11 protein-coding genes are annotated in these 13,242 nt (G+C 66.9%); 7 read left to right on the top strand and 4 right to left on the bottom strand.

The annotated features are described in order from the left end of the window. Positions 1 to 15 precede the first annotated feature (15 nt). The 4 genes from pelA to JMT67_RS14010 form a co-directional block, all read right to left on the bottom strand. Positions 16 to 1,323: a pectate lyase gene (pelA, locus tag JMT67_RS14025; protein WP_233455890.1), complete on the bottom strand. Its 1,308-nt coding sequence runs from the start codon at positions 1,321 to 1,323 to the stop codon at positions 16 to 18. A gap of 85 nt (positions 1,324 to 1,408) precedes the next feature. Beyond that, positions 1,409 to 2,542 (bottom strand): FMN-dependent L-lactate dehydrogenase LldD, encoded by a 1,134-nt coding sequence (gene lldD, locus JMT67_RS14020; RefSeq protein WP_201463804.1) that lies wholly within the window; start codon positions 2,540 to 2,542, stop codon positions 1,409 to 1,411. A gap of 9 nt (positions 2,543 to 2,551) precedes the next feature. Beyond that, positions 2,552 to 3,313: an SDR family NAD(P)-dependent oxidoreductase gene (locus tag JMT67_RS14015; protein WP_201463803.1), complete on the bottom strand. Its 762-nt coding sequence runs from the start codon at positions 3,311 to 3,313 to the stop codon at positions 2,552 to 2,554. 29 nt (positions 3,314 to 3,342) lie between these two features. Continuing rightward, a complete protein-coding gene (locus tag JMT67_RS14010; RefSeq protein WP_233455889.1) occupies positions 3,343 to 4,122 on the bottom strand; it encodes an IclR family transcriptional regulator in 780 nt (259 codons plus the stop codon). A 167-nt stretch (positions 4,123 to 4,289) separates the two neighbouring features. Between JMT67_RS14010 and rhmD the strand changes: the two genes are divergently transcribed. The 7 genes from rhmD (at position 4,290) to JMT67_RS13975 (ending at position 13,118) form a co-directional block, all read left to right on the top strand. Beyond that, a complete protein-coding gene (rhmD, locus tag JMT67_RS14005) occupies positions 4,290 to 5,483 on the top strand; it encodes an L-rhamnonate dehydratase (protein ID WP_183217619.1) in 1,194 nt (397 codons plus the stop codon). 19 nt (positions 5,484 to 5,502) lie between these two features. Next, positions 5,503 to 6,366 carry a fumarylacetoacetate hydrolase family protein gene (locus JMT67_RS14000; protein ID WP_183217617.1) on the top strand — a complete coding sequence of 288 codons (864 nt, stop codon included), beginning with the start codon at positions 5,503 to 5,505 and terminating at the stop codon, positions 6,364 to 6,366. Then, the gene (locus tag JMT67_RS13995; RefSeq protein ID WP_201463801.1) at positions 6,363 to 7,115 is read left to right on the top strand and encodes an SDR family NAD(P)-dependent oxidoreductase; all 753 of its coding nucleotides are present in this window, start codon (positions 6,363 to 6,365) and stop codon (positions 7,113 to 7,115) included. Before JMT67_RS14000 ends, JMT67_RS13995 begins: the two co-directional genes overlap by 4 nt. 9 nt (positions 7,116 to 7,124) lie before the next feature. Next, positions 7,125 to 8,027, top strand: a complete 903-nt coding sequence (locus tag JMT67_RS13990) for an amidohydrolase family protein (RefSeq protein ID WP_201464063.1) — start codon at positions 7,125 to 7,127, stop codon at positions 8,025 to 8,027. A 62-nt stretch (positions 8,028 to 8,089) separates the two neighbouring features. Next, on the top strand, positions 8,090 to 9,367 hold the full coding sequence (locus JMT67_RS13985; protein ID WP_152949720.1) for a sugar MFS transporter: 1,278 nt from the start codon (positions 8,090 to 8,092) through the stop codon (positions 9,365 to 9,367). Next, a complete protein-coding gene (locus tag JMT67_RS13980) occupies positions 9,367 to 11,646 on the top strand; it encodes a hypothetical protein (protein ID WP_201463800.1) in 2,280 nt (759 codons plus the stop codon). Before JMT67_RS13985 ends, JMT67_RS13980 begins: the two co-directional genes overlap by 1 nt. A gap of 23 nt (positions 11,647 to 11,669) precedes the next feature. Continuing rightward, on the top strand, positions 11,670 to 13,118 hold the full coding sequence (locus JMT67_RS13975; protein ID WP_201463799.1) for an oligogalacturonate lyase family protein: 1,449 nt from the start codon (positions 11,670 to 11,672) through the stop codon (positions 13,116 to 13,118). Positions 13,119 to 13,242 lie beyond the last annotated feature (124 nt).

Below are 13,242 nucleotides of genomic sequence, written 5' to 3'. Positions count from 1 at the left end.
GCCGGACGCCCCCGATCAGCCGTTCTCGGCCGACCAGGCGGCGTACAGATCAAGCGCCCGTTGCGGCGAGGTGATCCACCAGGAATAGCCGTTGCGCCGCCCGATCGAAATCTCGTTCACGTCGTCGTGGATGGTCTGGTCCTTGTCGCCGAAGATCGGCCGTCCGGTCACCAGATCATAGTTGCGCGACCAGATCGGACCGGCGCCGGGCTTGTCGATCAGTTTGCGGCCCTGATCTGTCATTTCGAACGACTTGTCATAGACCCGGACCGCCTCAAGCCAAGCCGCCGCGCCGCGCACGGCCGCCTTGACCTCGGCGGAAGGATTCGGCTCGCGCATCAGGAAGATCAGGATGTCGGTGGTTTCGCCGCTGGCGATGGAGCGAGGCTCATAGTTGCGGGCGCTGGTCGGAACCAGGCGCATCGGCTCCACCTGCTGAGGCCAGCCCAGCAGGCGATCGCCCTGACGCCCCTGGGCCGCCAAAATGACTTCGACCGCCTTGTGCGTCGCCTCCCCTGCACGGGACTTCAAATCAATCGAAACAAAGTCGAAGCCCTCGCGTCCCTGCGACACGTCCCGCAGCAGCATGGCGGCGTTGGCGACAGCGTTGTCGTTGAAGGTGATGGAATCGTGGAAGCCGCCTTCCAGAGGCCAGATCTGCGGCCAACCGCCGTTCGGATATTGGGCGTTCAACAGATAGCGCACGCCGCGCTCGATACTGGCGCGCCAGGCGTCGCCCTGGGCGCCCGGGGCGTGGGCCGCGACCTTGGCCAGGAAGCGCATCTCCGTCCAGGTCGCCTCATTGTCGAGGGTGCCGACGAAGGTCCAGAACCGGTCCGCGGGGGCGTCGAAATTGGCCGGATTCTGCTCCATGGTCTCGGCGTCGTTCGAGAACCGCTGACCAGGCAGACGGGCGATCGTCCGATCCTGGTTCTTGCTCCACCCGCCGGCCGGCGTCTGGAAGCTGACGATGGCGTCGGCGATCCGGCGAGCCTGCGCCGATCCGTACCAGTCCGACGGCCGGTCCAGAGGCATGTTGTACTGGCTGGACCCCACGGCCTGAGGCGGCGGCGGCGGAGTGGCGCCCGGCGGCAGTTCGGCGGCCAGAGCCGCCCGGTCCGCCAGGTGCTGGGCTTGGGAACGAGCCAGATACTCCACCCAGGCGCCGCGCTCCCCATCCGGCAGGGCGCCGATCCGATCAATGGTCAGACCGACGGCCGGGGTGTTCAGGCGAAGAACCTCGGCCTCAGCCGGCGCTCCGGCCATGGCGACCAGGGTCAGAGCCCCCAGGGCGGTGAAGGATCGGGTAAAGACAGAACTCACGAGCGTACTCCCAATATTTTGGGAAACACTTCTACATAATGAAACATGAGACGCAACCGCCCGCCGTTGGGCGGCCCCTGCGCCGTCACTCCACGATCAGAGTGCGATCAAAGGCGGAGACGGACTTGGCTCCCGTCAGGGTCATGGCCACGCGCATCTCCTTTTCGAACAGATCGAGAAGGTCGCCCACGCCCGCCTGCCCCCGCGCCGCCAGGGCGTAGATGAAGGCGCGCCCTAACATCACGGCGTCCGCGCCGAGCGCCAGGGCCCGCACCACATCCAGGCCGTTGCGGATGCCGGAATCCACGAGGATCTTCAGGTCGCCCTGAACCGTGTCGGCGATGGCCGGCAAGGCCCGCGCCGAGGAAAGAACGCCGTCCAGCTGACGCCCGCCATGGTTGGACACGACGATCCCGTCGGCGCCGAAGGCCATGGCGTCGCGCGCATCCTGGGGATCCAGGACGCCCTTGATGATCATGGGGCCCTCCCAGGCGTCGCGGATCCACTGAAGGTCCTTCCACGAGATCGACGGATCGAAATTGGCGCCCAGCCAGCCGATATAGTCGGCCAGACCCGTCGCCTTGCCCAGATATCGGGACACATTGCCCAGGTCGTGCGGCCGGCCCCTCACCCCCACGTCCCAGGCCCAGGCGGGATGGGTCATGGCCTGGATCATGCGGCGCATCTCGGCGTTGGGCCCGCTCATGCCCGAATGAGCGTCGCGGTAGCGCGCGCCGGGGGTGGGCATGTCGACGGTGAAGACCAGGGTCTTCACCCCCGCCGTCCTGGCCCGCTCCAGCGCGTTCTTCATGAAGCCCCGATCGCGCAGCACATACAGCTGGAACCACATCGGTCGGTCGATGGCGGGCGCCACCTCTTCGATGGGGCAGACCGAGACGGTGGACAGGGTGAAGGGCACGCCGCGCGACGCCGCCGCCCGGGCCGCCTGCACCTCGCCGCGCCGGGCGTACATGCCCGTCAGGCCGACCGGCGCTAGGACGATCGGCAGGCGCAGTGTTTCATCGAACAGCCGCGTCTCCAGACTGAGGCTGGACATGTCCTGCAACACCCGCTGGCGCAGGGCGACGTCGCTCCAGTCCTCGACGTTGCGGCGCAGGGTGTGTTCGGCATAGGCGCCGCCGTCGATGTAGTGAAACAGGAAGGGCGGCAGCTTGCGCCGGGCGGCCTCGCGGTAATCGCTGGGCGACGAGATGATCATGGGCTTGGCTTACTGGAAGTTCGCGAACGCCCCGCCGTCGACCAGCAGGGCGGCGCCGGACATATAGCCCGCCATGTCCGAAGCCAGGAAGGCGACCACCGAGGCGACGTCCTCGGGCCGACCCAGCCGCCCCAGCGGAATCCGCCCTTCCATATAGGTCCGCTTGGCGGGATCGGACAGGTCGTCCTTATTGATGTCGGTGGCGATGGTGCCGGGCAGGACCGAGTTGCAGCGAATGCCGTATCGGCCCAGGGCCACGGCGCAGGATTGCATCAGGCTGTGAACCCCGGCCTTGGTCGGGGTGTAGTGGGTCTGCATCTCGCCGCCGACCAGGGCCGAAATGGAGCTGATCGCCACGATGGCCCCGCCGTCGCCCTGCTTCACCATCTGGTTGGCGGCGGCCTGGGTCATGAAATAGGCCCCGTGCAGATTGACCTCCATGGTCCGGCGCAGGGTCTCGACCGGCATGTCCAGGAAAGCGTGGAAGGGACAGATGCCGGCATTGGAGACGAAGACGTCCACCCGACCCAGGGCCTGGACTGACCGGTCGATGAAGTCGGCGGCGCTGTCCGGCAGGGCCACGTCGCCATCGACCGCGATCGCTCGACGACCCAGCCGCTCGATCTCCACGACGACCTCGGCGGCCGCCTCGGCGTCGCGAAAGCTGTTGATCGCCACGTCGGCGCCCTGGCGCGCGACCTCGATCGCGGTCGCCCGTCCGATGCCTCGCGACGCCCCGGTGATCAGGACGACCTTGTTCTCAAGCAGCATGGGGGCTCCGGCAGTTCTGTGGGTTTGGATCAGGTTTTGGGCGACCAGCCGAGGTCGGCGCTGATGGCGTCAGCGGCCTCCGTCACCGTCTTGGTCAGTTCGCTCATCCGCGCGTCGGACATATATTGAGCGGCCGAGGACACGCTGAGGGCCGCGACGATTCGGCCGTCGACTGAGCGGATCGGAGCGGCGACGCAGCGTATCTGGTCTTCGTTCTCCTCCAGATCGAAGGCGTAGCCCTTCTGGGCATAGCCGCGCATCCGCTCCAGCCAGACGGCGCGGGCGGCCGAGTCGAACTTGGCGTCCGGCTCGGCGTAGAAGTCGATCCACTCCGCCTCGCTCTTGTCTAGGATCAGCGCCTTGCCCAGGCCGGTCGAGGCGATGGGGTGACGTTCGCCCAGGCGCGAACCGATGTTGATGCGGCGACGTCCGGCCACCTTGTCCAGATAGAGGGCATGACGGCCGTCCAGCACGCCCAGATGCACGGTGTCGTCGGTGGCGGCCGACAGCTGCTCCAGCCAGGGTCGGGCGACGCGCGGCAGATGCATCTGCTGGCTGGCGGCGTGCCCCAGCTCCAGTAGTTTCGGCCCCAGGGAATAGCCCTCGCGCGGCCGGAACGACAGCAGACGACGCTCGACCAGGGCCGAGGCCAGACGGTGGGTGGTGCTGCGGGTCAGATCCAGCTTTTCCGACAGTTCGGCCAGCGGCAGAGAGCCTTCGATCAAGGCGTCGATGACGTCCAGACCGCGCAGCAGGGTCTGGCTGCCGGAGGCCTTGGCCCCCGCCTCGTCTTCACCTGCGACCTGCATGGTCTTGATTGACGCCGTTCGTCCCATTTCGTAATCCTCATTCTCAGAATGTAGCAAAACGCGCAAGTCGTCCAAAGCTATGCAGGGAACCTTGGCGTGTCGCAGGGAGGAAAGCCAGTGAAATCCCGAAATATGGGAGCGGATCGCCGCTTTTTGGCGGGTCCGCAATGAGCCGCCTGCCCCGGATCAAGCATGTCCGCGCCTTTGTCGTTAAGAACGACGGGACCGGCGGCGGCGCCGACTATCACGATCAGGGCGACGGCCACTGGATCGACGACCATATCGCCACGCCTATGGCGAAATATCCCGAGTATCGTCAGAGCCGCCGCAGCTTCGGCATCAATGTGCTGGGCACGCTGGTCGTCGAGATCGAGGCCGAGAACGGCGTCGTCGGTTTCGCGGTCACGACCGGGGGCGAACCCGCCGCCTATATCGTCGAAAAACACCTGGCCCGCTTCCTGGAAGGCCGCGATCCGTCCGAGGTCGAGAAGATCTGGGACCAGATGTATTTCTCCACCCAGTATTACGGTCGCAAGGGTCTGGTGGTGAACGCCATCTCGGGCGTCGATCTGGCCCTGTGGGATCTGTTGGGCCGACTGCGCCAGGAGCCGGTCTTCGCCATGCTGGGCGGGGCCGTGCGCGACGAACTGACCTTCTACGCCACCGGCGCGCGCCCCGACAAAGCCAAGGAATTGGGTTTCATCGGCGGCAAGATGCCCCTGCACCACGGCCCTGCCGAGGACGAGGAGGGCCTCAAGAAGAACCTCGCCGAGCTGGAGGCCATGCGGAACGCCTGCGGCGACGACTTCTGGCTGATGTTCGACTGCTGGATGGCGCTGGACCTGAACTACGCCACCCGCCTGGCCCATGAAGCGCACAAACTGGGTCTGAAGTGGATCGAGGAGGCGCTGAGCCCCGACGACTACTGGGGCTATCAGGCGCTGAAGAATAACGCCCCCAAGGGGATGCTGGTGACCACCGGCGAGCATGAGGCGACCCGCTGGGGCTTCCGCATGCTGCTGGAAATGGAATGCTGCGACATCATCCAGCCGGACGTCGGCTGGTGCGGCGGCGTCACCGAACTGCAGAAGATCTCCGCCCTGGCCGATTCCAGAGGCGTGCTGATGATCCCGCACGGGTCCAGCGTCTATTCCTACCACTTCGTTATCACGCGCCATAACAGCCCGTTCGCCGAGTTCCTGATGATGGCTCCCGGCGCCGACGAGGTCGTGCCCATGTTCCATCCGCAGCTGATCGGCGAACCCGTGCCGGTCAACGGCAGGCTCAAGGTTCCCGACACGCCAGGCTTCGGCGTGGAGCTGAACCGCGACATCGCCCTGCACCGCCCCTACGCCCGCTAGTCGAGAGTCCCCCCGTCTCATGAAACTGCTTCGCTACGGCCCCAGGGGCCAGGAAAAGCCCGGCCTGCTGGATGCGGAGGGCCGCATCCGAGACCTGTCCGGCGTGGTCGCCGACATCACGCCCGACCAGCTGTGGGGTGAAGGTCTGGCCGCGCTGAAGGCCGTCGATCCCGCCGGCTTGCCGGTAGTCGAAGGTCAGCCGCGTTACGGCGTGCCGGTGAACGGCGTGCGTAAATTCATCGCCATCGGCCTGAACTTCGCCGACCATGCCGAGGAATCCAACCTGCCCATTCCGTCGGAGCCCGTCGTCTTCGCCAAGGCGGTGTCCTGCCTTCAGGGACCGAACGACACGGTCGTCATCCCGCGCGGCTCTGAGAAGACCGACTGGGAGGTCGAGCTGGGCATCGTCGTCGGCAAGCGCGCGTCTTACGTCGAACAGGCCGACGCCCTGGATCATGTGGCCGGCTATGTGCTGATCAACGACGTGTCCGAGCGCGCCTTCCAGACCGAGCGTGGCGGCACCTGGGACAAGGGCAAGGGGTGCGACACCTTCGGTCCGGTCGGCCCCTGGATCGTCACCCCCGACGAGGTCGGCGACGTCCAGAACCTGGACATGTGGCTGGACCTGAACGGCAAGCGGATGCAGACCGGCAACACCCGGACCATGATCTTCGGCGTCGCCGAGATCGTGTCCTACGTCAGCCAGTTCATGACGCTGGAGCCGGGGGATCTGATCACCACCGGCACCCCGCCCGGCGTGGGCCTGGGCCAGAAGCCCGAACCCTTCTACCTCAAGGCCGGCGACGTGATGGAGCTGGGCATCGACAAGCTGGGCAGCCAGCGTCAGGCCGTGGTCGCCTGGTCCAGGGATCTGGTCGCATGAGCGCCTATGAAGGACGTTTTGCGGGCCGGGCCGCCGTCGTGACCGGCGGCGCCTCGGGCCTGGGCAAGGCCGCCGCCGCCCGCATCGTCGCCGAGGGCGGCCGGGTGGTGCTGTGGGATCTGAACGCGGACACGCTTAAGGCCGCCGCGACTGAGGTCGGCGCCGTGACGACCGTGGCCCTGGACGTGGCCGATCCCGAGGCGGTCGCGTCGGCGGCCGAGATCTCGAACGCGGCGCTGGGCGGCCGCATCGACATCCTGGTCGCCTCCGCCGGCGTCACGGGCGCCACCGCGCCGGTGCAAGAGTTTCCGATCGACAGCTGGAAGCGGGTCGTGGACATCAATCTGAACGGCGTCTTCTACTGCTGCCGCGCCGTCGTGCCCTTCATGCTTCGGAACGGCTACGGCCGGATCGTCAACGTCGCCTCGGTCGCGGGCAAGGAAGGCAATCCCAACGCCAGCGCCTATTCGGCGTCAAAGGCGGGGGTGATCGGCTTCACCAAGTCTCTGGGCAAGGAACTGGCCGGCCAGGGCGTCATCGCCAACAGCCTGACCCCCGCCACCTTCGAAAGCCCGATCCTGGAGCAACTGCCCCAGAGCCAGGTCGACTATATGCGCTCCAAAATCCCCATGGGGCGCCTGGGCGAAGTCGAGGAGAGCGCCGCCATGGTCTGCTTCATGGCCTCCGAAGAGTGCAGCTTCACCACCGCCTCGACGTTCGATACGTCTGGCGGGCGCACGACCTACTGAGTGTACGCGGTGGGCTCGGATCTCCGCATCGTCGATTCCCACGTCCATCTGTGGGACCTGTCACGGGCGCGCTACGGCTGGCTTCAGGACGATCCCCTGCCGAACAATCCAGCCGGGGACATGTCGTCCATCGCCAACGCGAACTATCTGCTGGACGACTATCTGGCCGATACGGCCGGCTGGCGTGTGGAAAAGATCGTTCACGTCGAGGCCGGCCAGCCGGTAGGCCGGCAACTGGCCGAAACAGACTGGCTACAATCGCTCGCCGATGACACCGGTTATCCACACGCGATCGTCGCCGGCGCCGACATGCTTGACCCACACCTGGACGCCCTGCTGGAGGCTCACGCCGCCCGCGCGAACGTACGCGGCGTGCGCCAGATCGTCTGCTGGCACGAGGATCCGCTGAAAACCTATACCGACCGAGACCTGTTGCGAGATCCGCAGTGGGTGGCAGGCTTCGCGAAACTGGCGCGGCACGGCCTGTCGTTCGACCTCCAGCTCTATCCGTCGCAGATGGCGACCGCCGCCATCATCGCCGCGCGTCACCCCGACATTTCGATGATCGTCAATCACGCCGGACTGCCGACCGACCGCGACGCGGCGGGAATGGAGCGCTGGAAGCGGGGTCTGCGCCTGCTGGCCGCCCAACCCCAGGTCTCGATCAAGATTTCCGGCCTCGGCATCACCGACCGCGCCTGGACCCCCGACAGCATTCGCCCCGTCGTCCTGGAGTGTATCGACGCCTTCGGGACCGAGCGGGCCATGTTCGCCTCCGACTTCCCGGTCGAGCGGGTCCACGGAACCTTCGACGCCTTCTATTCCGCCTTCGACGCGATCACGGCCGACTTCTCGGCCGAAGAGCGCGACCGCCTGTTCGCCGCCAACGCCGAGGCGATCTACCGCATCTGACACCCACCCGCCGAGGCCGCGAAAAGACGGCCAGGCCCGCGAGAAACACCAGGAGAGCCCCAATGGTCATCGAGACCGACGCCGCCCACACCCCCGGAGGTCTGGCCCAGCCCTCAGTTTCGGGGCCTGCCGGTTCCTTGAAGGGCCCGCTGGCCTTCGCCATCGCCTGCTTCCTGATCTGGGGCCTGGCCTATGGCCTGCTGGACGTGCTGAACAAGCATTTCCAGGAGACGCTCAGCATCAGCCAGGCCGACAGCGCCTGGCTGCAGATCGCCTATTTCGGGGCCTATCTGCTGCTGTCGATCCCGGCGGGCCTGTTGCTGCACGCCCGGGGCTACAAGTTCGGCATCGTGTCGGGCCTGGCGGTCACCGCGATCGGCGCCCTGCTGTTCATCCCGGCGGCGGGCGCAGGGGCCTTCCTGCCCTTCGTCGGATCCATGTTCGTTCTGGCCGCCGGCCTGTGCATTCTGGAAACCAGCGCCGACACCTACGTCAACGTCTTGGGCGATCCGGCCAAGGCGTCTCAGCGGCTGAACCTGGCCCAATCGTTTAACGCCCTGGGCGTCTTCTTCGGGCCGCTGATCGGCGGCGCCGTTTTCTTCAGCCCGACGACGACCCAGGCTCTGGGCGGGGCGACCCGCTCGATCCAGATTGTCTACGGCCTGATCGCCGTCGGGGTGATCCTGTTCGCCCTGGCCGTCTGGCGCGCCCGCCTGCCGGAGACCGGCCTGTCGGACCACGGCTCGGCCGAGGGCGACGTTCCCGCCCTGCCCCTGTCGAAACAGCCGCACTTCGTCGCCGGCGTGATCACCCAGGCCCTTTATATCGGCGCCCAGGTCGGCATCGGCGCCTATTTCATCAATCTGGTGACCCACAACTGGCAGGGCCTGACGTCGCAGCAAGGCGCCTTCATGCTGTCGCTGGCGGCCATCGGCTATCTGGTCGGCCGCTTCTTCGCCACCGCCCTGCTGCTGAAGATCAGGCCGCGCGCCCTGCTGACGGCCTATGGCCTGATCAATGTCGTCCTGACCCTGGTCGTGGCGGCCGGGATCAATATCGTCTCGCCGGTCGCCCTGATCGCCGTCTTCTTCTTCATGTCGACCATGTTCGCGACCATCTTCGCATTGGGCACGACCGGGCTGGGCGCCGCCACCAAGCGCGCCTCGTCCCTGATGGTCATGGCGATCGGCGGCGGCGTGCTGCTGCCGTGGCCGATGGGCAGGATCGCCGACCTCTACGGCGCCAACGTCGCCTTCCTGATGCCTGCGGTCTGTTTCGCGGTCGTCGCCTGGTACGGATGGAAGGGCGCGGGCTTGGGGCTGAAGGCGGAGGCGAAGTAATGGGTTTCCGCGCCGCCCTTCTCGCCTTCACCCTGATGGCCGGCCCCACCGCGGCCTGCGCCCAGACAGTCGCGCCCGTCGCCGTCGCGCCTGTCGCGCCGATCGACCGACACGCCCTGGTCACGCGCCATAATGTGACGCTGACCTCGATAGACCCTCATGCGCCGATCATGCTGGGCAATGGGACCCTGGGCTTCACCGCCGACATCACGGGGTTGCAGACCTTTCCGGAACAGTATTCGGAACTGTCCCCCCTGCTGACCATGGCGCAGTGGGCCTGGCACAGCTTTCCCAATCCGAACGGCTATACCGAACAGGACGGCCTGATCGACGTGCCCGTGCCGGGACGGGGGGAACAACCCTATGCCTGGATGAAGTCGTGGGCGGTGGCCGAGACCCAGCCCGCCTACACCTGGCTGCGGGCCAATCCGCATCGGTTCTCTCTCAGTCGCATCGGCCTGACCTTCGCCGACAGCAGGCCGCTGGACTTCGCCAAGGTCGCTCACACCCGCCAGACGCTGGACCTGTGGTCCGGGGCCCTGACCAGCCGCTTCACCTATGACGGCCAGCCGGTCGAGGTCGTCACCCGCGTCCACCCGAGCCTGGACATGGTTATGGTCGAGATCGTCTCCCCCTTGGTCTCCACGCGAGGCCTGGGCGTTCAGGTCCGCTATCCAAGCGTCGCCCCCGCCATCAATCCCGATCCGACGTCGTTTGACGCCTCGGGAGCCCAAAGCCTGACCGTCGTCGCCCAAGACGCGGGCGACGTCCGCATTCGCCGCACCCTGGACGACACCCGCTATTATTCGGGCATCACCGCTTCCGGTGAAATCGAGCAAACCGGCGCCGACGACTTCCGAGCGGTCGCCGCCGGTCGCGACCGGCTGACCGTCATGGTCCGCTTCGATCGGCAGGACCGAGCGCCCGCGACACCGGCCTACAGCGCCGGCGTCCAGGCGACGGCCGCCCACTGGAACGGGTTCTGGACCCAGGGCGGCGCCGTGGATTTCAGCGGCTCCACCGATCCCCGCGCACCCGAGTTGGAGCGCCGCGTAGTCCTGTCGCAATACCTCTCGGCCCTGAACGGCGCCGGCGAACTGCCGCCCCAGGAAGAGGGTCTGTTCTCCAACAGCTGGTACGGCAAGTTCCACCTGGAAATGCACCCCTGGCACGCCGGCTGGCAGGCCATGTGGGGCCATGCCGACATGCTGGAGCGGAGTCTGCCCTGGTATGTCGGCCATCTGGACCAGGCCCGCGCCGAGGCCGCCCGCCACCGGGTCAAGGGCGCCTGGTGGCCCAAGATGGTCGGACCCGAGGGCCGCAACAGCCCCAGCCTCGTCTCGCCCTTCATCATGTGGCAGCAGCCGCATCCGATCCTGCTGGCCGAGCTGGTGTGGCGGGCCGAGAGGGATCCCGCCGTACTGGATCGATACGACGAGTTGGTCGAGGCCACCGCCGACCTCCTGGCCTCCTGGCCCATCGAACGCGACGGCCGGCTGAACCTGGGACCGCCGATGATTCCGGCGCAGGAAAACTATGATCCCCTGACCACGGTGAACCCCGCCTTCGAGGTCGAGTATTTTCGCTGGGGGCTGGAAACCGCGCAGGCCTGGCGCGAACGCAAGGGCCAGGCCCGTCGCGCCGACTGGGATCAGGCCCTGGCCGAGATGGCGCCGCCGCCGATCAAGGACGGCCTCTATCTGCCGGTCGAAAACGTGCCGGACTTCTGGGAGACGGCCATGTCCGACGCCTGCCGCAGACACGCTGCGGCGGCTCAATGCAAGAACCGCGATCACCCCTCCTTCCTGATGGCGTACGGCTTCATCCCAGGCGCTCGCATCGACCCGGCCGCCATGCGCCGCACCTTCGAAGCGGTGGAGCGGAACTGGGACGTGCGCCAGACCTGGGGATGGGACTTCCCCATGATGGCCATGACCGCCGCCCGCCTGGGTGAACCCGACAAGGCCGTGGACTGGCTGTTCGCGGACCTGAAGAACAATCAGTGGGGCGTCACCGGCATGACGCCGCGCGTCCATCTGGACGAGCACGCCGACGAGCTGGTGCCCGTCTCGGCGGGAGCCGGGGGAGTCCAGATGGCGGTCAATCCCGACGGCCCCGGCTATCGTCGCGCGGCGGAAGCCTACTTCCCGTCCAACGGCTCCTTACTCATGGCTGTCGGCCTGATGGCCGCCGGATGGGACGGGTCCAGCGGCCACGCGCCCGGCTTCCCCAAGGAGGGCTGGACCGTGCGGGTCGAAGGCCTGACGCCTGCCCCCTGAACCCGAAAGACAGGATCGCCCCCATGACGACCTCCAGACGCTCCGCCCTCAAGGCCCTGTTGGCCGCCCCCGCCGCCGGCGTGCTTGCCGGCCAGGCCCAGGCCGCGACGACCCAGGCAGGGCCGCCCCAGGCCGGGCCGGCCGGCGCGCCGGTCTTCCCCGCGCCCAACACCGCCCCGCCCATTCATCAGGCCAGCGAGGCGCCGCCGCCCTGGCCGACCTGGGAGGGGCCGGTTCCGACCGACTGGATCGACCCCAAGACCGGCCATCGCATTGTGCGCCTGTCGGGGGACGAGGGCGGGAGCAAGCTCTACTTCTACCGCAACAGCTTCACACCCGAGGGGGATGTTCTGCTCTTCTCCTCGCCCCAGGGCATCATCAAGGTCGAGCTCGACAACGGCTTTCGACGCTCTGTGCTGGTGGCCGACCCGGACGCAGACCTGATGGTCACGGGCCGCAGGACGCGGACCGCCTACTACACTGTCTCTGATGCCGGCGAAGGCCAGCCCACCGATCGGCCGCGCACCCTGTTCGCCGTCGATATCGACACGGGCCGCACCCGACGTCTGGCCCGGATCGAACAGGGCCAGTTCAGTTCGATCAACGCCGACGAGACCCTGGTGGTCGGGACGGTGGCCTATGGCGACGCGCCGCTCCAGCCCGACGCCGCCGATCCGCGCAATCGCCGCGCAGGACAGGCCGAGTACGCCGCCGTCGGCCCCGACGGCCGTCCGCTGAACTTCGCCAAGGCCAAGGGCGTGCGGATGCTTCAGCGCTGGGCCGCGCGCGTGCCGATGGAGTTGTTCGTCATTGATCTGCGCACCGGTGAACGCCGCGTCGTCCATGCGGCCAGAGACTGGCTGAACCATCCGCAGTTCTCGCCCACAGACCCTGAGCGCATCATCTTCTCGCACGAAGGGCCCTGGCACCGGGTCGATCGCATGTGGACGATCAAGACGAACGGCACGGACCTGCGCAAACTGCACCAGCGGACGATGAATTTCGAAATCTTCGGCCACGAGTGGTTCAGTCCTGACGGACGCCAGGTCCTGTATGATCTGCAGACGCCGCGGGGTCAGGTCTTCTGGGTGGCGTCCGTGGACCTTCAAACCGGAAAGCGCGTCTATCGCCGCCTGGAGCAGAACAGCTGGTCGGTGCACTTCAACAGCTCGCCCGACGGGAGCTTCTTCGCCGGCGACGGCGGCGACGCGGACATGGTCGCCCATGCGCCGGACGGCAAATGGCTGGTGCTTCTGCGCCCCGAACCGGTGGTCGATCATGACCCCGAAAGCGATCAGGACGACCTGATCTCGGTCGAATATCTGCGGACCGAGCGGCTGGTGGACATGGGCCGCCACGACTATCGGCTGGAGCCCAACGTCACCTTCACGCCGGACGGACGGTGGGTGCTGTTCGTCTCCAACATGCACGGTCGCAATCACGTCTATGCGGCCTCTGTCGCCCGAGATTGAGAGGGCGCAAGCCGGTCTTGCCCGGCTAACTCCGCCACGTATTGCAAAATACGAGAAGCTGTTGCACAAAACGGTACGTTGCGCGTCCGATCATGTGCGACGCCATACCAAGAAATGACACCGG

It is taken from the genome of Brevundimonas aurantiaca (assembly GCF_904830995.1).
GTDB lineage: Bacteria > Pseudomonadota > Alphaproteobacteria > Caulobacterales > Caulobacteraceae > Brevundimonas > Brevundimonas aurantiaca.
Note: the sequence above shows the minus strand (reverse complement) of the source record. Positions and strands in the feature narration are given on the sequence as shown.

Excerpts from the sequence above, each read along its gene's own strand:
- JMT67_RS14015 (WP_201463803.1), bottom strand. The coding sequence starts at position 3,313 with ATGCTGCTTGAGAACAAGGTCGTCCTGATCACCGGGGCGTCGCGAGGC.
- lldD (WP_201463804.1), bottom strand. The coding sequence starts at position 2,542 with ATGATCATCTCGTCGCCCAGCGATTACCGCGAGGCCGCCCGGCGCAAG.
- JMT67_RS14010 (WP_233455889.1), bottom strand. The coding sequence starts at position 4,122 with ATGCAGGTCGCAGGTGAAGACGAGGCGGGGGCCAAGGCCTCCGGCAGC.
- JMT67_RS13975 (WP_201463799.1), top strand. The coding sequence starts at position 11,670 with ATGACGACCTCCAGACGCTCCGCCCTCAAGGCCCTGTTGGCCGCCCCC.
- rhmD (WP_183217619.1), top strand. The coding sequence starts at position 4,290 with ATGAGCCGCCTGCCCCGGATCAAGCATGTCCGCGCCTTTGTCGTTAAG.
- JMT67_RS13985 (WP_152949720.1), top strand. The coding sequence starts at position 8,090 with ATGGTCATCGAGACCGACGCCGCCCACACCCCCGGAGGTCTGGCCCAG.
- JMT67_RS14000 (WP_183217617.1), top strand. The coding sequence starts at position 5,503 with ATGAAACTGCTTCGCTACGGCCCCAGGGGCCAGGAAAAGCCCGGCCTG.
- JMT67_RS13980 (WP_201463800.1), top strand. The coding sequence starts at position 9,367 with ATGGGTTTCCGCGCCGCCCTTCTCGCCTTCACCCTGATGGCCGGCCCC.
- JMT67_RS13995 (WP_201463801.1), top strand. The coding sequence starts at position 6,363 with ATGAGCGCCTATGAAGGACGTTTTGCGGGCCGGGCCGCCGTCGTGACC.